Consider the following 21,652-nt stretch of genomic DNA (forward strand, 5'->3'; position numbering starts at 1 on the left):
CTATTTGCCGCCTTTAGGAGGCTTCCACAGACGATCCGGGCGTTCTATTTTATAATCCGATTATAATCTTCTCAGGATGCGCCACGCATTTCTCATGGGTGTGGATCTTTCCGGCGTTTGAAGGATCGATCTCCAGCCATGAAGTGGGCGATCATCGGAACGATGAGACGTTCTGGTGGAAGGGGCGCGTGCAAGCCCGTCTCGGCTGCGTGCGCGCGAGCATAGGCAAGCAGATCGCGGTGCACCGATGCCGTCAGCTCGATCGTCAATTTGACCGGCTTCTCGTCCTCGATAGGGCCGAGCTTCAACTTCGCCATCACCGGCCTCCCGAAATCGGATCGAGGATCAGGTCGCGCGTGACCATCACGCGCAATGGAGCGCCCGGCCTGATCGTCAGCGTCGGTGGCACGTTCACCTCGCGTTGCACGAGCTGCCGGCCGGTCTGGTTGATCGTGTCCTGGGTGCCGTAGCGAAGCGCGCGAAGCAGTTCGTCATCGTTGTTGGTGGCGAACTCGGTCCCGACGCCGAGCAGGGTCGAAACCAACGCGGCCTTCAGCATATTGCCCCAATGATAGCTGGTGCCATCCTGAAGCCCGGCAAATCCGCGCGCATCCGCGCCGGGCTGGCGGTCGAGCAGGATCGATCGCCCGTCGGGCATGATCAGTCGGTCCCAGGCGAGAAGCACGCGGTTCTGGCCAGCGGAGACCTGACTGTCATATTCACCGATCAGCCGCGCGCCCTGCGGAATGAGGAGGGTGCGTCCGGTAGGGCTGTCATAGACATTCTGCGTCACCTGGGCGGTGATCTGGCCGGGAAGGTCGGACCGGATGCCCGTGATCAGCGCGGCAGGGATGATGCTGCCGGCCTGCACGATGTTCGGCGACGCCGGGGGCGCCAGCCGCTCCAGGCTGGCGGTCGTGCGATTTCCGCCGCTCTGGAGGAACGCCCGCTTCGACGTCTGATCCGTCGCCGCCGGTGTGGAACCTTGATCGGCTGACTGTCCCGCCGTCGCCGTCGCAGGAGGCGCAACGGGCGCGGCGGGATTGGTATCGACCGCTGCCGGGGCAGCGGCGCTGCCGAGAAACAGCTTGCTGGTGCGCGCGGTATCCCGCTCCTGCGCGACGCGCTGGCGAGCCTGCTCCGCAGCCGTGACCGCCGGGTCGACGGGAGGTTGTGCTCCGATCGATGGGGTCGGGACGTTCTGGCCATTGGCCTGCGCGCTGAGGATGGGCCGGCCGAGATCGCCGGGAAGCGGGGCGCCGAGCTTCGGCACCTTCGAATAATCGCTCGCCGCTGACGTCACCACGTCCGCCTTGTTCCGGCTGTCGGTATCGTAAAGGTTGGCGGCCGCGACATGGCTGCGCGGCTGCAACGCATAGATCAGCGATCCGCCAATCCCCGTTCCGGCGACGATGCCCATGATCGCGAGCGTCTTGCGGGACAAGCGCATCACACGCGGCGGATCGGCGCGAATCCGAAAGGCTTCCGCGGCATCTACGGCCGGTCCAGTGGGAGGCGCGGCCTCGCTCCCGGCGGCGTCGGCCGGCTGTGGTTCGGTGCTCACGATCCCCTCCGCCGACGCACGTCCTCGCGCCGGATCGTGACGCGCTGCTGGGTTTTCTTCGTTCCGAGCCGCAGCTCGGCTGCATCGAACAATCGGTCGATCACCATATAACGGCCCTGAACCCGGTAATTGACCAGTTCGGCGCCACCGTCGGCGCCCAGCACGAATACGGGTGGCATTTCTGCGGTCGCGATGCCCTCGGGAAATTCGATATAGGCCTGCCTGCCATCGTCGAACGCGCGCACCGGCCGCCAGGGTGCGCGATCGCCATCGATCCGATAGCGGAAATTGAGCGCCGCAACCTCGATGCCGGCGCTGACCGGCGCGGCGCGCTCCGCCGCAGCGGTCGCGCTGCGAAGGGCGATGAGCTGGTCCTGAGGATAGGTCCAGGAGACGCCCGCCATATAGGTGACCGGCGTCGCGCGCAGTTCGAGGTGATAGGTGCGGCGATCGGTGTTGATGACGAGGTTGGTCACCAGATCGGGCCGCGTCGGTTTCACGAGGATGTGGACGCGCCTGGTCACGCCCTGGCCGCTGCTGGTGTCCCCGATGATCCACCGCACTGTATCGCCAGCCGCGACCGGGCCGGGGCCGACCAGCTCCTCGCCTTCCTGCAACGCGATGTCCGTCACCTGTCCCGGTGCCAGATAGATCTGGTAGAGCGCGCCGTCGGCATAGGGAAATTGCTGGATCGCGTTGAGCCATGAGGTGCGATCGGGCTCGACCCGCGCCGCGGCATTGGCCGCGCCGACCCGCGTCCGGGTATCCCGCGGTTGCGCCCGCACCGGCGCGGCATGGACACGGTTATGCCGCTTGCTCTTCGCGCGAGGCTTCGCAATCGCGATGGCCTTGCCCTGCGGAGCAGCGACTTCGGTGCCCTTTGAAATCGCCGGTTGTTGCGGCGCCACGGTCGCATTCTGCGCGAGCGCTGGCGTGGGGCAGGAAGGGATGCCTGCAACGAGCAGGGCGCAGGTTAGCGTGCGCGTGCGCAGGCGCGAAGGGTTTGTCATTGGCTGAGTTCCTTTGACCAGTTGAGGGCGTCCACGAAGATGCCGAGCGGGTTCTTGCGGAGTCCGTCGGCTGTGCGCGGGGTCTGGTTCACGACGGTCACGATCGCCGACCAGCGCGAGGTTTCGGTGAGCGATCCATCCTGATAGCGCCGTTCGGTCCAGGCGACCCGGAAGCTGGTCGGCGAGGCCCGGATCACGCTGGAAACGTCGACGGCGACCTGGACCTTGCCGACCAGCGCGAACGGATCGTTGTTGCGCGCATAGTCATTGAGCACCTGCGCGCCTTTCTCGGTCGCGAAATCATAGGCGCGGAGCCAGTTCTGCCGCAGCACGATCGGATCGGCAGGAATGGTGCGCACATCCTCGATGAAAAGCGCAAGGTGCCAGGCGACCTGGGCATCGGTCGGCTGATAGCCGGCTTCGGCCGGTGCGACGGCGCGTGCCTCGCCGAGCTTGTCCACCTCGACCACCCAGGGCGTGATATGCCCGCGCGCGGCCTGCCAGACGAGGCCGCCGGCAAGGCCGCCCGACAGGGCGAGGCAGCCGAAGAAGGCGAGTCGCCAGTTTTTGGCCTGTACGCGCGCGGACCCGATGCGATCATCCCATAGTTGGGCCGCACGTTGATAGGGCGTCACCGGCGCGGGTGTGGTGCCATAGCGCACGGATGGTCGTCGAAACATCGATCAATCCTTTTCGGAAATATCAGGACCGGCGCCGCCACCGTGGCTGTCGCCGCTCTTGAGGGTCTGGCTGGCGATGCCGGCACCATGGGTGATGGCTTGGCGGCGCTTCATCGCTTTGGCCCAGGCTGGCTGACCGCCGTCTTCGGGGCCGCCTGCGGGGGTCGGAGAACCGGCGCGGCCGGCGGCGAAGTTCTGCTTCGCGGCATCCACCGCGCGCCGGAGCGGCGACATCGCACCCTGCACCGCCGCCTTGCCGACTGAGGAAAGTCCACCGGCGACGGCGGAGGCACCGCTTCGGTCAGCCGCCCCGGCGCTATAGGTGGCAGATGCGCTGCCGGCGGCGCGGGCGCCGCCCGAGGCGACGGCGGAGAGTGCCCCGGCTGCTGCCCCGCCGGCGAGACCGGCGACCGCCGCGCCGCCCGCAATCGTCGCGCCCGCGGCAAGCACCGTGCCGGCCGCCGCGCCTGCGCCGAGTTGGGGACCACCCGACACGATACCATTGGCGATGCTCGGCCCGAAGATCGAAAGCCCGCCAAAGACCAGCGCGGCGAGGATCAGCGCCAGCACCTGTTCGGCGGTCGGCTCGGTGCCGGGCGCAAGCGTCAGGAACTGGCTGAACAAGGTCGTGCCGATGCTGGTGATGACGCCGAGCGTCAGCACCTTGATGCCGCTGGAGACGATGTGCCCCAGCACCCGCTCGGCCATGAATGCGGTGCGATTGTAGAAAGCGAAGGGGAGAAGGACGAACCCGATCAGCGTCACCAGCTTGAACTCGATCAGGATGAGGAAGATCTGCGCGGCCATGCAGAAGAAGGCGAGGATGACGAGCACCCAGCCGATCAGCAGCACCGCGATCAGCGTGGCGTTGGCGAAGAACGCCCACAGGCTGGAAAACTGACCCGCCGCCTCGAGGAGCGGTTTCGCCGCGTCGATGCCGGCCGCCGCGACGCTGCTCGGCCGCATGAAGGCGTCGAGCGTGAGCGTGCCGCCGCCCGCCTTGAGGCCAAGGCCGGCGAAGCTGTTGAACAGGATCGTCGCCAGCGTCGCGAAGTTGCCGATGATGAAGGCGAAGGTGCCGATATAGAGCGTCTTCTTGATAAGGCGCTGCAACACGTCCTCGTCCGCGCCCCAGGCCCAGAACAGCCCAACGATCGTCACGTCGATCACGATCAGCGTCGTGGAGAGGAACGCGACCTCGCCGCCGAGCAGGCCGAAGCCGCTGTCGATGTAGCTGGAGAATATTCCGAGGAAATTGTCGACGATCCCGGTGCCATTCATCGTGCGGCGCTTTCCGAACGCGGCTGGCCGAAGAAGCGGCGCCGGTTCTCTGCCCATGCCGCCTCGCAACCTGCGTCGGGCATGGTGAGGGTGGAGCAACGATCCAGTTCCTGGGCGAGCCGGGTCGGGAGCGGATTCCCGCGCATCGCGACCGGCAGCGTCGGCGAAGGGGCAGGCGCTCGGGTGGCGGCGACGATCGCCACCGCCACCATCGTACCCGCGAGCGCCGCGACGCCGGCGATCTTCGCGTTGCGTGAGGAGGTCTGGGACATGGCGCCGGCCTAATTGCCGATGAAGCGGCGGAAGCGGGCACGGCCTTCCGCCTCCTCGGCCGTCTGGCGCGCCGCCTCCAGTGCCTGCGCGCGGCCCTGTGCGGCGATCATCGCGCTCATGTCGGCGAGCTGCTGCGATTGCAGCGCGAGGAGCTGGTTGCCGGCCTGCGTCGCCTGGAGCGCGCCCGTCGCCGACTGGCTGGCGGTGACGAGGCTGTCCATCGAGGTGCGGGTGCCATCGATATTGCCGACCACACCGGCCTGTACCTTGAGCGCATCCTCGAACGCGCCGACGCTGTCCTCCCAGCGCGCATTGGCGTTCGCGACCATCTCGGCATTGCTGCCGCTGAGCGCCGCGCCCTTGTATCGGCCGGTGAACGCCTGCTGGATGTTCTGGACATCATAAGCGATGCGCTGCGCCTGGCCGAGCAATTGCTGGGTGCGCTGCACCTGCTGCTGGAGTTGCTGGAGCGAGCTGAACGGCAGCGACGCCAGATTGCGCGCCTGGTTGATCAGGCTGGTCGCCTGCTGCTGGATCTGCTGGATCTGGTTGTTGATCTGTTGCAGCGACCGTGCGGCGGTCAGGACGTTCTGGGCATAATTGGTCGGATCATAGACGATCCCGCCGAACTGCGCCCAGGCCGGCGCGGGAGCGAGTGCGGGCGCGATCGTCGCCGCGAGCAAGGCGCTCACGGTCACGGCACGGCGAAATGAAGATCGGGTCATTGAGGCGTCTCCTTGCGCTAGTGAAGGCTGGGTTCCGGACGAAGCAGCTCGACCGCCCATCCGCAGTCGCGATGGCGCAGCCATTCGGCGGCGAAGCCGTCCGGACCGTGGGCGTTGACGATATCGGAGATCGCGGCCTGGTCGGCGCGGGAGGAGGCAGCGGCAAAGGCCAGCGCCACCTCGCCCAACCCCAGCTCGAACAGGCGATTGCCGCGCCGGGACTGGCAATAATAATCGCGTTTCGGCGTTGCCCGGCTGAGGATCTCGATCTGCCGTGCGTTGAGGCCGAACCGCGTGTAGATCGCCTGGATCTGCGGCTCCATCGCTCGCTCGTTGGGCAGGAAGATTCGCGTCAGGCAGCTTTCGATGATCGCCGGGGCGATCGCGCTGTTATCGATGTCGGCGAGGCTCTGGGTCGCGAAGATCACGCTCGCGTTCTTTTTCCGCAATGTTTTGAGCCACTCCCGGATCTGCGCGGCGAAGATCGGGTTGACCAGCGCCAACCAGCCCTCGTCGATGATGATGAGCGTGGGAGAACCGTCGAGCCGCGCTTCGATCCGATGGAAGAGGTAGGACAGGACGGCGGCCGCGGCTGCCGTGCCGACGAGGCCCTCGGTTTCGAACGCCTGCACGTCGGCCTCGCCGAGCCGCTCGGCCTCGGCATCGAGCAGATGACCCCATGGACCGCCGACGCAGTAAGGCGCCAGTGCCTGCTTGAGCATCTGATCCTGAAGGAGCACCGACAGGCCCGTCAGCGTCCGCTCCTGCACGGGGGCCGATGCGAGCGATGTAAGGGCGGACCAGAGATGGTCCTTGACCTGCGGGTCGATCAGGATGCCTTCGCCGACGAGGATGGCGTTCAGCCATTCGGTCGCCCAGGCGCGCTCGCCGTGATCATCGATCCGGGCAAGCGGCTGCAGGGCGACCGCGGCCGAGCCGGACGATGCTGCATCTTCGCCTGTGGCACGCTGCGCGCGATCGCTGCCGTGGAGCGCGCTCCCGAGATCCTGCCAGTCGCCGCCCATCGCGATCGTCGCCGCGCGGATCGATCCGCCGAAATCGAACGCGAAGATCTGCGCGCCGGCGTATCGCCGGAACTGCATCGCCATCATCGCGAGCAGGACCGATTTGCCGGCGCCGGTCGGGCCGACGATCAACGTATGGCCGACGTCGCCGACATGAAGGGAAAAGCGGAACGGGGTCGAGCCTTCGGTCTTGCCGTACAGCAAGGGGGCGTCACCGAAATGCTCGTCCCGTTCCGCCCCCGCCCACACCGCTGACAGAGGGATCAGGTGGGCGAGATTGAGCGTGGAGACCGGCGGTTGCCGGACATTGGCATAGACGTGGCCGGGCAGGCTCCCGAGCCATGCCTCGATCGCGTTCATGCTTTCGACGGTGCAGGTGAAGTCGCGGCCCTGGACGACCTTCTCGACCAATCGCAGCTTCTCGGCCGCCAGCGTCGGGTCGGTGTCCCAGACCGTGATCGTCGCGGTGACATAGGCGATGCCCGCCTGGTCGGAGCCGAGTTCCTGCAAGGCGGCGTCGGCATCGGCCGCCTTGTTGGAGGCGTCGGAATCGAGCAGCACCGACGCTTCGTTGGTCATCACCTCCTTGAGGATCGCGGCGACCGACTTGCGCTTGGCGAACCATTGCCGCCGGATGCGGGTGAGGAGCTTGGTCGCGTCGGTCTTGTCGAGCATGATCGCGCGGGTCGACCAGCGATAGCCGAACGGTTGACGGTTGAGTTCGTCGAGCAGGCCCGGAAAGGTGGCGCTCGGGAATCCGGTGATCGTCAGGGTGCGCAGATGATGGTCGCCAAGCTTCGGTTCGAGACCGCCCGACAGGCCCTCGTCGGCGAGCAGCGCATCGAGATAGATCGGCGTCTCGGGCACGCGCACCTTCTGCCGGCGCGTCGACACGCACGAATGGAGGTAGGTCAGCGTCTCCGTGTCATCGAGCCAGCGCGCCTCGGGCATGAAGCCTTCGACCAGATGGAGCAGGCGGTCGGTGCGATCGGCAAACCCGCGCAGCAATTCGTGCGGATCGACGCCGGTCGACGACTTCCCCTCATAGAGCCAGCCTTCGGCGCGCGCGGCCTCCTCGGCGGGCGGCATCCAGAGCAGAGTGAGATAATAGGCGCTCTCGAAATGCGCGCTCTCCTCGCGGAACTGCGCGCGGCGCTCCATGTCCACCAGCGCCGAGACGGGGTCGGGAAAGGTGCTGGCCGGATAATCGTTTGCGGGCACGCGCTGCGCCTCGACGAACACCGCCCAACCCGAGCCCAGACGGCGCAGGGCATTGTTGAGCCGCGCCGTGACCGCGACCAGCTCGGCCAGTGTCGCGCTGTCGAGGTCCGGACCGCGAAACGCGGCGGTGCGCTGGAAGCTGCCGTCCTTGTTGAGGACGATCCCCGGCGCCACCAGCGCGACCCAAGGCAGGAAATCGGCAAGGCAGGCGGCCCTGGTCCGATATTCGGCGAGCGACATCATGGCCGCATCCACGTCGGATAGCGGAGATGACGCCGGGCGACGTCGACGAATTGCGGATCGCGTCGTGCCGCCCATACCGACAAGGCATGGCCGATCCCCCAGATCACGATGCCCGCGATCCACAAGCGCAAGCCGAGCCCGATCGCGCCGGCGAGCGTGCCGTTGACGATCGCCAGCGCGCGCGGCGCGCCGCCCAGCAGAATCGGCTCGCTGAGCGCGCGATGGACCGGCGCGAAAAAGCCGGGAACAGGCTCATCGCCGATCATCAGATCAGCGCCCCGCCGCCGAACGAGAAAAACGACAAGAAGAAGCTCGACGCGGCGAAGGCGATCGACAGGCCGAACACGATCTGGATCAGCCGGCGGAAGCCGCCCGACGTATCGCCGAACGCGAGGCTCAGGCCGGTGACGATGATGATGATCACCGCGACGATCTTGGCGACGGGACCCTCGATCGATTGCAGGATGCTCTGAAGAGGGGCTTCCCACGGCATCGATGAACCGGAGGCGTGCGCGGGGCTGGCCATGACCGCCGTGGTGAGAAGCAGCAGCGCGCCGCTCGCCCTGGTCCGGGCATGGCGAAGTGAATCGAGCATGGTGCCGGCACGCAGGCGGGCCTTGAGTTCCTTCATTTCAAATCTCCGGTTGAGGGCAGGGGGGTGAGACAGAAGTCGCCGGTGGCGGGATCGAGGCCTTCGACGCGGGCGAGTTCGGCAAGCCGGCGTCCGTGGCCGTCGCGCACCAGCACCGCGATCAGGTCGATCGTTTCGGCGAGCAGCGCGCGCGGTACGGTCACGACGGCTTCCTGGATGAGCTGCTCCATGCGCCGCAGCGCGCCGATCGCGGTCCCGGCATGGATCGTGCCGACGCCTCCCGGATGGCCGGTGCCCCACGCCTTCAGAAGGTCGAGCGCCTCGGCGCCGCGCACCTCGCCGATCGGGATGCGGTCGGGGCGCAGTCGCAGCGACGAGCGCACAAGGTCGGAGAGCGACGCGACGCCATCCTTGGTTCGCATGGCGACGAGGTTCGGCGCGGCGCATTGCAGCTCGCGGGTGTCCTCGATCAGGACGACGCGATCGTTGGTTCGCGCGATCTCGGCGAGCAGCGCGTTGGTCAGCGTCGTCTTGCCGGTCCCGGTTCCGCCGGCAACGAGGATGTTCTGCCGCTCGGCGACCGCGTCGCGCAGGATCGTCGCGTGCGACCGCGACATGATCGCGGCATCGACATAATCGTCGAGCGAGAAGACGGCGACGGCAGGCTTGCGGATCGCGAACGTGGGGGCCGTCACGACCGGCGGGATCAGGCCTTCGAACCGTTCGCCGGTTTCGGGCAGCTCCGCGGACACGCGCGGACTCCGGGCATGGATCTCGGCGCCGACATGGTGCGCGACCAGCCGGACGATGCGTTCGCCATCGGCCGGTGATATGGATTTTCCGGTGTCGCTGATTCCCTCGCCCAGCCGATCGACCCACAGACGGCCGTCCGGATTGAGCATCACCTCTATGACCGCTGGGTCGGCGAGCCATTCGGCGATCGCAGCGCCCATCGCAGTCCGCAGCATCCGCGCACCGCGCGCGCTGGCTTCGGATCGGATCGGTTGTGCGAGCATCGTGGTCCCCGAGTTCGGTGCCGGCGAGCGGCATCCGGCGTTGCGGGGACGATTAAGAGACGCAGAAATCGGCGGGTTTCAACAGCGCATTGGCGCGGTCAAAGGCTGGAGAAGAAAGACAGGGAATGGCGTAAGGTGATCGTCCCCAACCGCACCAAGGCTGAGGGTAGTTTTGTGTCGCGAGCGAGGGTGCGCATCCCGAATCTTTGCGGGCCAGTGATGCCGATGATCGTCAAGTTCGGAGACATCTGACTGTTCGTGCTGCCTCAATCCGGATAATTCGTTAGAATTATTCGTAGGGTGGGTATTCTCTTTGGTATGGAGAACGGCGAAAATTGATCCTCCGCCCCCAACGATTCGGCGGCACATGGGGACCTTGCTGCCGTTCATGCGGGCCATAATCAGCGATCAGTCTTGTGAGGCGCTGTCTGTTGGGTAGTCGTCCGTGTATGCGGAAGGCTGGGCCGCGAACCGACCTTCCATCATTCTTCTCCTGGCGACGGAAGCTGTCGCCTTTTACGACGAAAACATTTCAGGTGATCACGCCATTGCGCCTGATCGGGTTCTGCCGTTCCAGCGCAATGCGCTTGGCGATCTCGCGGTTCAGTTCGGTCGGATGTTCGGCGAAGACATGCGGGGTCATTCCGGTGAAATGCTTGATTTCCCGGTTCAAGTGCGACTGGTCGTAGAATCCGTCGACAAGCAGTTCGTCGAGATCGGGGTCGCGATGCATCATCGCCACCGCTGCGCGCAGCGCCCTGTATTTGCGGGTCAGGACCTTGGGCGGCGAACCGAAATAGCGGTTGCAGCCGCGCTGGACCTGCCGCAACGACAAGCCGGTCAGTTCGAGCAAATCGTTGATGTCCGGCGCGGCGGCGCCGGCGAGCCAATCATTCACCTGACTGACGAACGCATGATACACCGGTTTCTGCCGCGTCATCAGCGTGACCAGCATCTCCTCGAGAATCGCGACGCGTGCATCGAAATCCTGCGTGTCACGCAGTTTCTCGTAAACCTCGACGACGATATTCCCGAAAAGACCCTTCGCGTCGAACAATCGGTTCGCCGCAGCCGAGGCGTCCATCGGGACCAGCGCCGCCCAGCCGTGCGGCATCAGCCCGACGCCGATCGCCTCGGCCGCGCCATCGCAGCTCAGGATTGATGATCCGGTCGTTGGCCCCATGATGTAGATGTCCGGCATTGCCTGCTCGAACCCGTCGACAAAACGATAACGCGCGTTGCGACCGCGCAGAATGAAGCGGAACTGCCCATAATCGGCGCGGTCGACTGCCTCAAAACGATCGTCGTCTTGCCGAAAATGATAGAAAAACGAGAAATGATTGGCCAGCCAGTCAGGCGGCTGGCGGAAATCCATCTTCATGTTCGACATGGGAAGCAGCTCAGTCGACGAAGTTTCTTGTCCTGTTCCGTTAGGGGAATCTGCCTTTCCTCGCAAACATGTCAAGTGAAGCAGACACGCGATCGTCGACAACTCCCGCGGCGCACGAGCCGCCGCGCTGACCGCGGGTCACTTCATCGCGCGCCAGCAGCGGACATTCGCGGTGGAATCAAGGAATGGCAGAAAGTGAGTTGAGAAGCGCTATTCGCCGAACAGCGATTTCATCAAGCCACGGATGGAGGATCTGTTGATCGACCGCATTCGGATCGTCGGATCGTTGTTTGAGGCCCGATAATCTTCACCATGGAGGAAGCTCATCCCGGTGCTGCGCTCGGTCGCATCGGCTCGCGCGGTCGCTTTTTCCACCAGCTCGCGATTGGCGGCCTCGGCGCGGCGCTCGCCCTGCTCGTCAGGCCGGAAGCCGTGGACGCGGGTGACCCAGCTATAGTCGCTGTTCCATTCATGGCGGGACCGGCGGTCCCACTGGTCGAAAGCGAACGCCGCGGCGTCCTCAGCCATCGTTCGCGTCCAGCGATTGATGCGCATGACCCAGGCGATGACTTCTTCCTCGCGGTCGTCGGCCGTCATCTTGCCCCAATGACGGACATGGTGACAGTTGGGGCACAGCGCGATCACGCCCTTGAGAGTCTGAGTCCGTGTTTGGTCGTCATAGTCCCAGGCTTCGTCGGCCTCGACCGGCCATTGCGGTCCACGTCCGCCGCAGACCCGACAGCGATGACCGGCGGTTTCATATGCGTGCTTGCGGACGACATCCCATTCGTCCTTCGACAGGAGCGCGCGCAGGTTCTTGCCCCATGAGGTTTGCGGCACCATCCACGGCCGGATGTAAGGCGGCTCCAGCTCCGGTCGATACATGCGCGGCACGAACGGGCGCAGCCCCGCATAGGCGTCGCTGCGCAGCAGACCGACCTCGCAGGTCCAGACCCGCTGCTCCCGGTCCCACCGGGCGCCGGCATGCCGCGCTTCATCCTTTCGGGCAAAGGGCACGCAAAGAGGGATCGCCGTCATCGACGACACTTTCGCCGATGGGCGCATCGGCGTCCAGACCATTTGCCCCGATGCGTCTGCACGAGGTTTTTGAGCGGCGCATCGGGTAACCAGTGTCCGGCGTCATACGCAATGAAAGGATCAGTTGGAGCTTTGGCCGCCAGCGGAGCGGCCCGGGCATATCGTGACACGCAGCGATGGAATCATTCGCGCTCGCGTTCGCGCTAAGTATATGCCTCTCCCCATGAGCTTCAGTGATTTCATCGTCTATGTCGACGAGAGCGGCGACCATGGGCTTCGGAACATCAATCGCGAGTATCCTGTCTTCGTGCTCGCGTTCTGTATCTGCGCGAAGGATGCCTATCAGCAGACGGTCGTGCCAGCGGTCCAGCAGCTCAAGCTTGATTTCTGGGGCCACGACGCCGTGGTGCTTCATAGTCACGAGATAAGGAAATCCCGGGGCGACTTTGCGATCCTCTTCGATGCCGATGTAAGGGCGCGTTTCATCGAACGGCTCAACGGGGTGATGGAAACGGCCGATTTCACATTGATAGCGGCGGTGATCGACAAGCAGCGGCTTGTAGATCGATATGCCATGCCCAACGACCCCTATGAAATTGCGCTCGGCTTCTGCATGGAGCGGTTGCAGATGTTCCTCGCCGAACGAGGTCAGGTCGACCGAACGACACATCTGCTGATCGAGTGTCGCGGCAGGGCAGAAGATGACAAGCTCGAGCTAGAGTTCCGGCGCATACGCGATGGCGATAACCGGGTCGGCAGAATGGAGAATCTCTCAATCCGATTTGTCGACAAGAAGCACAACTCACCTGGGTTGCAACTGGCCGATCTGGTGGCCCATCCGATCGGTCGCCATGTCATTGCCCCGGAGCAACCAAACCGCGCTTATGAGATCGTCGAGCGAAAGTTTCGCAGGAACGCTGGGGGCGGTATCGATGGCTACGGTCTGAAGGTTTTTCCGCGCCCCTGAAAAGCGAAAGGCCCCGATGGGTTCACCGGAGCCTAGCGCCGATCGAGAATTCCCGATCCATTTGTTCGCAATATAGGGCTTGAAAGTCAGTCTCGCAAGGTGAACGGTGTTCCCCCTTTGTATCGCAGGGAATTTCAGTTAACATGCTGACCTCTTTTCGAGGATTGACCTGCTCCCCGGAATTCATGCCATTGGTAGGTTAGCTCGTCAGATGGAGACGAGCGATGCGGCGAGGCCGTTTTGCCGAGGATCAGATCATTGGCGTGCTGCGTGAGCACGAGGCGGGCGTGAAGACCGCGGAGCTGTGCCGGAAGCATGGCATCAGCGATGCGACGTTCTACAACTGGAAGGCGAAGTACGGCGGCATGACGGTGTCGGAGGCGGCGCGGTTGCGCACGATCGAGGACGAGAACCGGCGGCTGAAGAAGCTGCTGACGGAATCATAGAATGGCCGGCAGTGGGTCGCAAACCATCCGACCGCTGTTAATCGCGGCGTTCCTCGCCTCGATCGACTGGGTTTGGGGACATTTCTGCCGTCCGTTACGGCGCAACTATCCGACAGCTTTTGGCTCAGAAGTTGCCGGTCAAGCAGCGACGAAAGACTGCTTTCGCCGATGCAGTCATCCCACTTTGAAGACGCGCGTTTCGAACGGCCCTTTTGACACCTGCAAGCCTCTGGAAAGACGTATTCGCGCATAGGTTGCCGCCTTCTGGAACGCGGCCTTGGCCACCATGACCTCCTGCGCGCCCACATTGATGCGCGCCGAGTTCATCATCGTGAACATGGCCTTGAGGCCGTCGTTCTCGGCACCGATCAGTTCGCCGATGCACTCATCGTTGTCGCCATCGCTCATCACGCAGGTGGCCGCCATGCTCCGCCGCCCCCGCCACCGCCACCGCCACCGCCACCGCGTTCCAGCCCTGCTCGACATAGGCGCGATAAGCCGCGACATAGCCCGCCGGCAGCGTAACTGCGCCATCGGCCAGCCGCGCGCCTTCGGTATCGCCGATGCGGGCCAACGGCGCAAACTCCCCGGCGGCGAACGCGCCGATCCCCTCGACGATCGCCGTCACCATGTCGGCCTCGGCAGCGGCGAAACGCTCGGTGGTGGCGAGTTCGGCGATCCCGGCGCTCACCTTGAGGGCGAACACCTGCTCGGCAACGGGCGGCCTGTACGACATCGGATGGCTCCTCGTTCAACGGTTGCGGATCGTCTCGCGCAGCGCCCGCTTGTCGATCTTGCCGGTGGCACCGAGCGGGATAACGTCGAGAAAGACGAACGCATCGGGCATCCACCAACGGGCGATGCGGCCACCGAGATAGGCGCGCAGTTCGTCCTCAGTCACCGCGGCGCCGGGGCGGGTCTCGACGATCAGCACCGGCCGTTCGTCCCATTTGGGATGCGGCACGCCGATTGCGGCAGCGTTGGCGACCGCAGGGTGCGAGAGCGCGATATTTTCGATCGCGATCGAGCTGATCCATTCACCGCCTGACTTGATGACGTCCTTGGCGCGGTCGGTGATCTGCATCGCGCCGTGCGCGTCGATCGTGGCCACGTCGCCGGTATCGAAGAAGCCATCCGCATCGAGAATATCGCCGCCCGCCCCATGCCAATAGCCGCCCGCCACGGCGAAGCCGCGGATCAGGAGCCGGCCGGGCGTCGCGCCATCCCACGGCGCTTCGGCATTCTCATCATCGGCGACCCTCAGTTCCACACCGAAGGGTGGCCGCCCCTGCTTGAGCTTGTGCGCCAGCCCCTCTCCTTCGGCAATCGTCGCGGGAACGCCGCTGATCGTGCCGACCGGGGAGGTCTCGGTCATGCCCCAGCCTTGAATAACCTCGACGTCATAGTCCTCCTCGAAGGCACGAAGGATCGCCTCGGGCAATGCGGAGCCGCCGATAATAACCCGCTCGAGATAGGGTAATTTGAGATCATGCTCGCGCAGATAATGCAGCAGGCCGAGCCATACGGTGGGCACCGCGGCGGTGATCGTCACCCGCTCGCGATCGAGCAGTTCATAAAGCGAGGTACCATCGAGCTGCCCACCGGGCATGACCAGTTTCGCGCCCGCCGCCGGGCACGCGAAAGCTAGCCCCCAGGCGTTCGCGTGGAACATCGGCACGACCGGCATGACGACATCGTCGGGGCCGATCCCAAGCGCGCCTTTGGCCATCACCATCATCGTATGGAGCGTGTTCGAGCGGTGCGAGTAGAGCACGCCCTTGGGATTGCCCGTCGTGCCCGAGGTATAACACAGCCCGCAGGCGGTGTTCTCATCGAACCCGCCCCAGATCGTATCGTGCCCGGCGGCGGCGATCCATTCTTCATAGGACAGCGCGCCGAGCGTGCTGCTCGGCATACCGTTGGCATCAGCGATGATGATATAATGCTCGAACGGAAGGCGGTCGCGGATCGGCTCGATCAGCGATATGAGGTCGCTGTCGAGCACGAGCACGCGGCTGCCAGCATCCCGGGCGATCCAGACGAGTTGGTCGGCATGCAGGCGTGGATTCAGCGTGTGCAGCACGGCCCCGATGCCCATCGCGCCGTACCAGCATTCCATGTGGCGCTCGCTATTCCAGGCCAACGTCGCAACCCGATCGCCCATAGCGATCCCGAGACGCCGGAGTGCCGCCGACACCTGCCTCGCGCGGGCGCGCAGCGTGGCATAGTCGCTGCGATGGATCAGCCCGTCGGTACGCCGCGTGACGATTTCCCGCCGGCCATGGACGCGAGCGGCGTGGTCGATGATACGATCGACGGTGAGCGGCCAGTTTTGCATCAGGCCAAGCATGGCCGTCTCTCCCGATCTATCGGATCCGAACCCGAAGCTTGCCGATATCTCCCAAGCGCAGGTTCCGTTGCCGCGTTCTCTGCGCCCAACGGCGCCTAACGCTCCCCCGATGCAGCCCACTTAGAGGAGCGCTGACGATCAGACTTAACTTATCGCGCCATATTTCTTTCTTTATCTGCCAGTTCTGGACTATCGCTACCGCCCGGCGCTGGGGACTGGTCCTGCTTGCGCCCGGAAGGGGAACGCCTGTGGCCAGGGATCTCAGCGGCATCGTTCTGATCGGCGCGGATTCGCTGATCGGTGAGCTGGGCGGCGACCTCACTGCGCTAAAAACGGAGGCCTGCCTCCCACCGGCTAGTTTCGATGATCCCGACGCGATGATTTCGGCGGAGGCGGCACTGTGCTTTTTCGAACTGGCCGCGGAGCGCCTGGACTGCCCTGATTTCGGCCTACGCCTTGCGCAGCGACAGGATCTCGCGGTGCTCGGTCCGCTTTATCTGATGATGCTCACGACCGCGACCGTCGGCGATGCGCTGCACCTGCTTGCCCAATATCTGCGCCTTCATTCGAGTAGCCTGGTCGTCGGGTTCACCCGCAATCGCGAGGGAGCGCTGATCGACTATGCTATCAGCTTCAGCCACGAGCATGATGATCGCCAGGTGATCGAACTCGGGCTGGCGCTGGTGACCGGGTTCGTGCGCTCGCGCGCTGGACCGGACTGGTATCCGCTCTATGCCCAGTTTCGCTACGGCGCGCCCACGTCGGCGACACTGCATCGCCGCGCATTCGGGACAGAGATCCTGTTCGGGCAGGAACGCAATGCGGTTTGTGTCGATAGCGCGACATTGCGGATGCCGATGCAATCACCTGGCGCGGCGGCGCACAAGCTGGCGGTCCAAATGATCCGTCGCCGCGATGCGTTCGACGGTGGTGCGCTGTCGCCGCGCGTCGAAGCCGCGGTCCGCGCGCGGCTCGCTTATGGCCAGACTTGTTCTGCCGAAACGATTGCCGGCGCGCTCGGCTATAGTGTCCGCAGCCTTCAGCGCGGACTGGCGGAGGCGGGCAGCAGTTTCGAGGCGATGCGCGATGCGGTGCGCGCCGATCTCGCCCGTAAATATCTCGTGCAGTCGCATGTATCGCTTGCCGAGATCGCCGATATGCTCGGCTATGCGCAGCCGAGCGCGCTCACCCGGGCGTTCCGCCGTTGGTACGGTGTCTCGCCGTTGCGATACCGCCGCGACGCACGTCCATAGACGCACATCTTTCGCAGCTGCTGTGTACTCGATAACCGCGATCGCGGTTGTGGCGCGTAAAGGTAACTTCTTGGCGCGTGAAGTTAATCATATGCGCCTCACGGCGCGTAGAAAGGCGAGGTGGCGCACAGACCATAACGGGGATGAGGATGGCATCGATCAGGCGCAGGACGGGATTCGCAATCGCGGCGACTGGCGCCTTGCTCGCGACGAGCGCGTTGGCACAGAGCGCTCCCCAGGCCGTTCCGAACGTCAATCGTACGAAGCTGCCGATCGCCGAGCCGGAGCGCCCGCATCTGACCACACTCGACGTGCGTAACGCTGTTCCCCCGGCACCGGTGTCGCCGGTCCATGCGCCGGCCGGCGCTCCCAACATTGTGGTGATTCTGCTCGACGACATGGGGTTCGGTCAGTCGAGCGCGTTTGGCGGCCCGATCCACATGCCCGCGCTTGAAAGCCTCGCCGCGCAAGGCAATCGCTACAATAATTTCCATACCACCGCACTCTGCTCGCCGACACGCGCCGCGCTACTCACCGGGCGCAATCACCACAATGTCGAGACCGGCTCGATCATGGAGACCGCGACGGTGTTTCCGGGCGACACCGGGCGCCAGCCGGCCAGCGCCGCACCGATTGCCACTGTGCTGCGCCTCAATGGTTATGCGACCGGGGCGTTCGGCAAATGGCACCAGACCCCGGCGGCAGACGTGAGCGCAGCCGGCCCCTTCGACCGCTGGCCGACTGGCTCGGGTTTCGACAAATTTTACGGCTTCGTCGCCGGGGAGACCAACCAATGGTCGCCGACCATCTATGACGGAACCGCGCATGTCGAACCACCGCGCAGGCCCGGCTATCATTTCCTGACCGACATGACCGACCAGTCGATCAACTGGCTGCGTTCGGTTTCCGCGCTGGCGCCGGACAAACCTTTCTTCCTCTATTACGCTCCCGGCGCGACCCACGCCCCGCACCATGTGTCGCCCGAATGGAGCGCTCGCTATCGCGGCGCATTCGACGCCGGCTGGGACGCAATACGCGAGCAGACGCTGGCGCGACAGATCAAGCTCGGCGTAGTGCCAAAGGGGACGAAGCTCGCGCCGCGCCCCGACGATATCCGCGCGTGGACCACCCTCTCGCCCGACGAAAAGCGTCTGTTCGCGCGCCAGATGGAGGTGTTCGCGGGTTTCGCTGAAATGACCGACCACGAGGCCGGACGGCTGATCGATACGCTCAAGCAGCTCGGCCGTTTCGACAATACGCTCATCTTCTATGTCGTCGGCGACAATGGCGCGAGCGCCGAGGGCGGCGCGTCCGGCCTCGTCAACGAGAACAGCTATTTCAACGGCTCTCCAGAGACGGTCGAGGATCAGCTGAAGCAGATCGACCAGCTTGGCGGCCCATCCACCTATAATCACTATGCCTCGGGCTGGGCATTCGCCGGTGACGCCCCGTTCAGCTGGACCAAGCAGGTTGCGTCCGATTTCGGAGGAACGCGCAACGGGCTGGTGGTGTCCTGGCCGGGCCATCTCGGCACACCGGGCCTGCGTCCGCAATTCCACCACGTCATCGATATCATGCCGACCGTTCTCGAGGCCGCCGGGCTGTCCGCTCCGGTCAGCGTCGACGGCATCAAGCAGATGCCGCTCGACGGTATCAGCATGGAATACAGCTTTGCGGATCCGAAGGCGGCGGATCGCCGGACCACGCAATATTTCGAGATACTTGGCAATCGTGCTCTGTATCGCAACGGCTGGCTGGCGCGCACCGTGCATTTCGAACCATGGGCGGCGAAACCTCGCCGGCCGCTCGACAAGGACATCTGGGAATTATTCGACACGCGCCGCGATTTCAGCCTCGCGCACGATGTCGCTGCCCAATATCCGGAGCGGCTGAAGGCGATGCAGCAGAGCTTCCTCGACGAAGCGATCAAATATCATGTGCTGCCGCTCGACGACCGGCGGCTGGAGCGGCTCAACGCAGCGCTCGTCGGTCGCCCCGACCTGATGGCCGGGCGCACCAGCCTGACGGTTTACCCGGGCATGACCGCGATGAGCGAAAACACCTTCATCAACATCAAGGACCGCTCGTTCGCAATCACCGCCGATCTGGCGCTGGCACAAGACGGCGTGGCCAATGGCGCGATCATCGCGCAGGGCGGCCGCTTCGGCGGCTGGAGCCTTTATCTCAAGGACGGGAAGCCCGCCTTCACTTATAATTACCTGGGCAGGCGCCGCTTCACCATCGCCGCAACGAACGCGCTGCCGGCGGGCGCCGCGAAGCTGCGATTCGAATTTGCTTATGACGGCGGCAAGATCGGTGCGGGCGGCACCGGGCGGCTGTTCGCAGGTGACAGGTTGCTCGCCGAAGGGCGGATCGACGTGACGCAGCCGATCATGTTCTCGGCCGACGATGGCGCGGATGTTGGCGATGATACTGCAACGCCAGTGATCGAGGATTACGGCACGGCCGGCCCGCACTTTACCGGCACGATCCGCGCAGTGACGATCGATGTCGCCCCCCTGATGCAGGCCGCGCCCCCGCCCACCACACACTGACCATTTTCACGGAGAAATACCATGACTGCCCCACGCATGAATTTCGAGAACGTCAACACCGCGCTGATCGACCACGAGGCGCTGCCCTGGGTGCCCTTCACCCCCTATACGCCCGACGTCCACATCAAGCTGCTGAAGGCCGATCCGGTGCGCGGTGAGACGATCACCCTGCTCAAGGTGCCCGCTTCGATGGAACTGCCGCGCCACCATCATAGCGGCACGGTGATCGTCTACACGATCGCCGGCGCGTGGCGCTACAAGGAGCATGACTGGGTCGCCCGGCCGGGCAGCGTCGTCTTCGAGACGGCTGGTACAGCCCATACCCCGGCCGCGGTCGCGGGGCATGGCGACGAGGTCATCACGCTTAACATCACGATGGGCGAGTTGCTCTACATGGACGATGCCAGCCAAGTCGTCGCGATCGAGAATTGGAAGACTTTGGTCGATCGTTACCTTGCCTATTGCGAGGCCCAGGGCATCACGCCGCACGACGTCACCAGCTTCGCCGGCTGAGGATGACGCGCTTCAGTCTTGCGGGGCGCCGCGTCCTGATCACGGGCGCGGCGTCGGGGATCGGTCTGGCCTGCGCCGAAGCGATCGCGGCGCGGGGCGCGCGGCTGATCCTGTCCGACATTGATGCCAATGCTCTTGCGCCAATCGCGGCGCGGCTCGGCGCTATCATGGCGCGGCCTTGCGACGTGGCGTCGGAAGCCGAGGTGATGGCCTTCGCGACGGAAGTGAAATTAGTCGCGGGTGGTATCGATGTGCTGATCAACAATGCCGGGATCGGTTATCTGGGCGCGTTCGAGGACACGTCGCCTTCTGCATGGCGACGGGTCTTCGACATCAATGTGATGGGCATGGTGCTGATGACGCGCGCGTTCCTTCCCGGAATGCGCCGTGCCGGCACCCGCGCGGCGATCGTCAACGTCGCCTCGACCGCCGGTTTCGCGCCAGCGGCGTGCATGTCGGCCTATGCCGCTTCCAAACATGCCGTGGTCGGCCTGTCCGAAGTGCTGGCGATGGAGCTGGATGGCGAACCGATCACCGTGACGATCGTCGCACCCGGCGTCGTCAATACCAACATCGTCAAGGCGCGACGGAACATTGCACCGCAAATCAGCGTCGAGCAGATCGCCGGCCTTCAAGCTTATTATGACGCCAAGGGCTGCGATGCCGAGATCATCGCGCGCGATATCGTGCGGGGAGTCGAAGGCGGTGAAGCGGTGGTCCGCTCGGGCCCTTATGCCACGCTGCTCTGTGGGATGATGCGGGTATCCCGTCGCCTCACGCGGCGCCTGTCCATCGCCAGTTCGCGCAAGATTGGATTTCTCGGCCCCGCGCCCACCGGGGGCTGGTAAGCGCGCTGCGGCCCGTAATGCGCTAATCGCTTTCCCCTGGAGCGCGCCGGGGAATCAGAATGACGACATGCTCCCGCAAGCGTTCCAGACATTGCGCCGAGGTCATGGCATCATCGCCAAGCCATAGGAAGAACAGTCCGTTGACCGCATTGAACACCAGGCGCGCCAGCGGCTCGGCTTCCACATCATCGCGAAACGCGCGCTGTGCCTGAAGTGCCAGCAGGAGATCGAGGATTCGGCGTTGCACCTCCCGATCGATGTCATCGTAGATCTGGCCAGCGAGCGTCGATCTCCCCATCGAGATGGCATGGGCGGTGACCAACCGGCTCTCGGCACGGGACCCGTCGGTAAAAATATGCGTCAGCATTTCCAGCAATTGCATCAGGCGATGCTGAGGATCGTCATCCCCCGCCGCGGTCAGTTCCGCAAGTCCTGCGGTCAGCTGCACCTCGGCTTCGGCGGAGAGCAATGCCGCCAATATGTCGATCTTGGCCGGGAACACATTGTAGACCGTCCGCAGCGCCGATTTGGACGCCTTGGCGATCTGGGCGACCGTCGTCGCCTCGAAGCCCTGCCGGTCAAAGAGCGTCCGCGCGGCAGCCAGCAGCTTGCGCCGTCTTTTTTCATTATTCTCTTCGCGCCGCGACATCGCTCCGACCGGA

22 protein-coding genes and 1 pseudogene are annotated in these 21,652 nt (G+C 64.6%); 6 read left to right on the forward strand and 17 right to left on the reverse strand.

From position 1 onward, the window contains the following. Window positions 1-92 precede the first annotated feature (92 nt). The 13 genes from F9288_RS12505 to F9288_RS12565 form a co-directional block, all read right to left on the reverse strand. The gene (locus tag F9288_RS12505; protein ID WP_174837097.1) at window positions 93-317 is read right to left on the reverse strand and encodes a DUF2274 domain-containing protein; all 225 of its coding nucleotides are present in this window, start codon (window positions 315-317) and stop codon (window positions 93-95) included. Further along, window positions 317-1,564: a TrbI/VirB10 family protein gene (locus tag F9288_RS12510; RefSeq protein ID WP_254620865.1), complete on the reverse strand. Its 1,248-nt coding sequence runs from the start codon at window positions 1,562-1,564 to the stop codon at window positions 317-319. Before F9288_RS12510 ends, F9288_RS12505 begins: the two co-directional genes overlap by 1 nt. Beyond that, entirely contained in the window at window positions 1,561-2,574 is a 1,014-nt protein-coding gene (trbG, locus tag F9288_RS12515; RefSeq protein ID WP_174837098.1) for a P-type conjugative transfer protein TrbG, read from the reverse strand. The genes F9288_RS12510 and trbG overlap by 4 nt, the downstream gene beginning before the upstream one ends. After that, window positions 2,571-3,254 (reverse strand): conjugal transfer protein TrbF, encoded by a 684-nt coding sequence (trbF, locus tag F9288_RS12520; RefSeq protein WP_174837099.1) that lies wholly within the window; start codon window positions 3,252-3,254, stop codon window positions 2,571-2,573. The genes trbG and trbF overlap by 4 nt, the downstream gene beginning before the upstream one ends. 3 nt (window positions 3,255-3,257) lie before the next feature. Next, the gene (gene trbL, locus F9288_RS12525) at window positions 3,258-4,535 is read right to left on the reverse strand and encodes a P-type conjugative transfer protein TrbL (RefSeq protein WP_174837100.1); all 1,278 of its coding nucleotides are present in this window, start codon (window positions 4,533-4,535) and stop codon (window positions 3,258-3,260) included. Next, the gene (gene trbK-alt, locus F9288_RS12530) at window positions 4,532-4,807 is read right to left on the reverse strand and encodes a putative entry exclusion protein TrbK-alt (protein ID WP_174837101.1); all 276 of its coding nucleotides are present in this window, start codon (window positions 4,805-4,807) and stop codon (window positions 4,532-4,534) included. The genes trbL and trbK-alt overlap by 4 nt, the downstream gene beginning before the upstream one ends. A 9-nt stretch (window positions 4,808-4,816) precedes the next feature. Then, the gene (gene trbJ / locus F9288_RS12535; RefSeq protein ID WP_174837102.1) at window positions 4,817-5,533 is read right to left on the reverse strand and encodes a P-type conjugative transfer protein TrbJ; all 717 of its coding nucleotides are present in this window, start codon (window positions 5,531-5,533) and stop codon (window positions 4,817-4,819) included. A 17-nt stretch (window positions 5,534-5,550) separates the two neighbouring features. Continuing rightward, window positions 5,551-8,022, reverse strand: a complete 2,472-nt coding sequence (gene trbE, locus F9288_RS12540; RefSeq protein WP_174837103.1) for a conjugal transfer protein TrbE — start codon at window positions 8,020-8,022, stop codon at window positions 5,551-5,553. Next, window positions 8,019-8,288 carry a VirB3 family type IV secretion system protein gene (locus F9288_RS12545; RefSeq protein ID WP_174837104.1) on the reverse strand — a complete coding sequence of 90 codons (270 nt, stop codon included), beginning with the start codon at window positions 8,286-8,288 and terminating at the stop codon, window positions 8,019-8,021. The genes trbE and F9288_RS12545 overlap by 4 nt, the downstream gene beginning before the upstream one ends. Further along, a complete protein-coding gene (locus F9288_RS12550) occupies window positions 8,288-8,617 on the reverse strand; it encodes a TrbC/VirB2 family protein (protein ID WP_174839064.1) in 330 nt (109 codons plus the stop codon). The genes F9288_RS12545 and F9288_RS12550 overlap by 1 nt, the downstream gene beginning before the upstream one ends. A gap of 32 nt (window positions 8,618-8,649) precedes the next feature. Then, window positions 8,650-9,630, reverse strand: coding sequence for a P-type conjugative transfer ATPase TrbB (trbB, locus tag F9288_RS12555; RefSeq protein ID WP_174837105.1), 981 nt, complete (start codon window positions 9,628-9,630; stop codon window positions 8,650-8,652). 532 nt (window positions 9,631-10,162) lie between these two features. Beyond that, window positions 10,163-11,122, reverse strand: coding sequence for an AraC family transcriptional regulator (locus F9288_RS12560; protein ID WP_174837106.1), 960 nt, complete (start codon window positions 11,120-11,122; stop codon window positions 10,163-10,165). Between the two features lie 108 nt (window positions 11,123-11,230). Further along, window positions 11,231-12,100 (reverse strand): DUF5710 domain-containing protein, encoded by an 870-nt coding sequence (locus F9288_RS12565; protein WP_217482512.1) that lies wholly within the window; start codon window positions 12,098-12,100, stop codon window positions 11,231-11,233. Between the two features lie 181 nt (window positions 12,101-12,281). Here F9288_RS12565 and F9288_RS12570 point away from each other — a divergent pair, with 181 nt between their 5' ends. Together F9288_RS12570 and F9288_RS12575 are read left to right on the forward strand one after the other, a co-directional pair. Then, window positions 12,282-13,025: a DUF3800 domain-containing protein gene (locus tag F9288_RS12570; protein WP_254620866.1), complete on the forward strand. Its 744-nt coding sequence runs from the start codon at window positions 12,282-12,284 to the stop codon at window positions 13,023-13,025. 224 nt (window positions 13,026-13,249) lie between these two features. Next, window positions 13,250-13,465, forward strand: a pseudogene (locus F9288_RS12575) (transposase); the annotation flags it as partial. 180 nt (window positions 13,466-13,645) lie between these two features. Here the strand turns inward: F9288_RS12575 and F9288_RS22400 are convergent. From F9288_RS22400 to F9288_RS12590, 3 genes are read right to left on the reverse strand one after another with little or no spacing between them, the layout of a single operon-like run. Then, complete coding sequence (locus F9288_RS22400) at window positions 13,646-13,879, reverse strand: hypothetical protein (protein ID WP_174837108.1); 234 nt, start codon at window positions 13,877-13,879, stop codon at window positions 13,646-13,648. Then, on the reverse strand, window positions 13,857-14,207 hold the full coding sequence (locus F9288_RS12585) for a hypothetical protein (protein ID WP_174837109.1): 351 nt from the start codon (window positions 14,205-14,207) through the stop codon (window positions 13,857-13,859). Before F9288_RS12585 ends, F9288_RS22400 begins: the two co-directional genes overlap by 23 nt. Before the next feature lie 15 nt (window positions 14,208-14,222). Continuing rightward, window positions 14,223-15,941 (reverse strand): long-chain-fatty-acid--CoA ligase, encoded by a 1,719-nt coding sequence (locus F9288_RS12590; RefSeq protein WP_368076155.1) that lies wholly within the window; start codon window positions 15,939-15,941, stop codon window positions 14,223-14,225. Window positions 15,942-16,069: 128 nt separating this feature from the next. Between F9288_RS12590 and F9288_RS12595 the strand changes: the two genes are divergently transcribed. From F9288_RS12595 to F9288_RS12610, 4 genes are all read left to right on the forward strand, one after another. Then, window positions 16,070-17,074 carry an AraC family transcriptional regulator gene (locus tag F9288_RS12595; protein WP_174837110.1) on the forward strand — a complete coding sequence of 335 codons (1,005 nt, stop codon included), beginning with the start codon at window positions 16,070-16,072 and terminating at the stop codon, window positions 17,072-17,074. Between the two features lie 149 nt (window positions 17,075-17,223). Beyond that, window positions 17,224-19,629 carry an arylsulfatase gene (locus F9288_RS12600; RefSeq protein ID WP_174837111.1) on the forward strand — a complete coding sequence of 802 codons (2,406 nt, stop codon included), beginning with the start codon at window positions 17,224-17,226 and terminating at the stop codon, window positions 19,627-19,629. A gap of 21 nt (window positions 19,630-19,650) precedes the next feature. Further along, window positions 19,651-20,142 carry a 2,4'-dihydroxyacetophenone dioxygenase family protein gene (locus tag F9288_RS12605; protein ID WP_217482513.1) on the forward strand — a complete coding sequence of 164 codons (492 nt, stop codon included), beginning with the start codon at window positions 19,651-19,653 and terminating at the stop codon, window positions 20,140-20,142. A gap of 2 nt (window positions 20,143-20,144) precedes the next feature. After that, window positions 20,145-20,990 (forward strand): SDR family oxidoreductase, encoded by an 846-nt coding sequence (locus tag F9288_RS12610; protein WP_174837112.1) that lies wholly within the window; start codon window positions 20,145-20,147, stop codon window positions 20,988-20,990. A 22-nt stretch (window positions 20,991-21,012) separates the two neighbouring features. Here F9288_RS12610 and F9288_RS12615 read toward each other — a convergent pair whose 3' ends face one another. Next, complete coding sequence (locus F9288_RS12615; RefSeq protein WP_174837113.1) at window positions 21,013-21,639, reverse strand: TetR/AcrR family transcriptional regulator; 627 nt, start codon at window positions 21,637-21,639, stop codon at window positions 21,013-21,015. Window positions 21,640-21,652: the final 13 nt, after the last annotated feature.

Source organism: Sphingomonas sp. CL5.1 (genome assembly GCF_013344685.1).
GTDB lineage: Bacteria > Pseudomonadota > Alphaproteobacteria > Sphingomonadales > Sphingomonadaceae > Sphingomonas.

Excerpts from the sequence above, each read along its gene's own strand:
- F9288_RS12505 (WP_174837097.1), bottom strand. The coding sequence starts at position 317 with ATGGCGAAGTTGAAGCTCGGCCCTATCGAGGACGAGAAGCCGGTCAAA.
- trbG (WP_174837098.1), bottom strand. The coding sequence starts at position 2,574 with ATGACAAACCCTTCGCGCCTGCGCACGCGCACGCTAACCTGCGCCCTG.
- trbF (WP_174837099.1), bottom strand. The coding sequence starts at position 3,254 with ATGTTTCGACGACCATCCGTGCGCTATGGCACCACACCCGCGCCGGTG.
- trbL (WP_174837100.1), bottom strand. The coding sequence starts at position 4,535 with ATGAATGGCACCGGGATCGTCGACAATTTCCTCGGAATATTCTCCAGC.
- trbK-alt (WP_174837101.1), bottom strand. The coding sequence starts at position 4,807 with ATGTCCCAGACCTCCTCACGCAACGCGAAGATCGCCGGCGTCGCGGCG.
- trbJ (WP_174837102.1), bottom strand. The coding sequence starts at position 5,533 with ATGACCCGATCTTCATTTCGCCGTGCCGTGACCGTGAGCGCCTTGCTC.
- trbE (WP_174837103.1), bottom strand. The coding sequence starts at position 8,022 with ATGATGTCGCTCGCCGAATATCGGACCAGGGCCGCCTGCCTTGCCGAT.
- F9288_RS12545 (WP_174837104.1), bottom strand. The coding sequence starts at position 8,288 with ATGATCGGCGATGAGCCTGTTCCCGGCTTTTTCGCGCCGGTCCATCGC.
- F9288_RS12550 (WP_174839064.1), bottom strand. The coding sequence starts at position 8,617 with ATGCTCGATTCACTTCGCCATGCCCGGACCAGGGCGAGCGGCGCGCTG.
- trbB (WP_174837105.1), bottom strand. The coding sequence starts at position 9,630 with ATGCTCGCACAACCGATCCGATCCGAAGCCAGCGCGCGCGGTGCGCGG.
- F9288_RS12565 (WP_217482512.1), bottom strand. The coding sequence starts at position 12,100 with ATGGTCTGGACGCCGATGCGCCCATCGGCGAAAGTGTCGTCGATGACG.
- F9288_RS12570 (WP_254620866.1), top strand. The coding sequence starts at position 12,282 with ATGAGCTTCAGTGATTTCATCGTCTATGTCGACGAGAGCGGCGACCAT.
- F9288_RS22400 (WP_174837108.1), bottom strand. The coding sequence starts at position 13,879 with ATGAGCGATGGCGACAACGATGAGTGCATCGGCGAACTGATCGGTGCC.
- F9288_RS12585 (WP_174837109.1), bottom strand. The coding sequence starts at position 14,207 with ATGTCGTACAGGCCGCCCGTTGCCGAGCAGGTGTTCGCCCTCAAGGTG.
- F9288_RS12600 (WP_174837111.1), top strand. The coding sequence starts at position 17,224 with ATGGCATCGATCAGGCGCAGGACGGGATTCGCAATCGCGGCGACTGGC.
- F9288_RS12605 (WP_217482513.1), top strand. The coding sequence starts at position 19,651 with ATGACTGCCCCACGCATGAATTTCGAGAACGTCAACACCGCGCTGATC.
- F9288_RS12610 (WP_174837112.1), top strand. The coding sequence starts at position 20,145 with ATGACGCGCTTCAGTCTTGCGGGGCGCCGCGTCCTGATCACGGGCGCG.
- F9288_RS12615 (WP_174837113.1), bottom strand. The coding sequence starts at position 21,639 with ATGTCGCGGCGCGAAGAGAATAATGAAAAAAGACGGCGCAAGCTGCTG.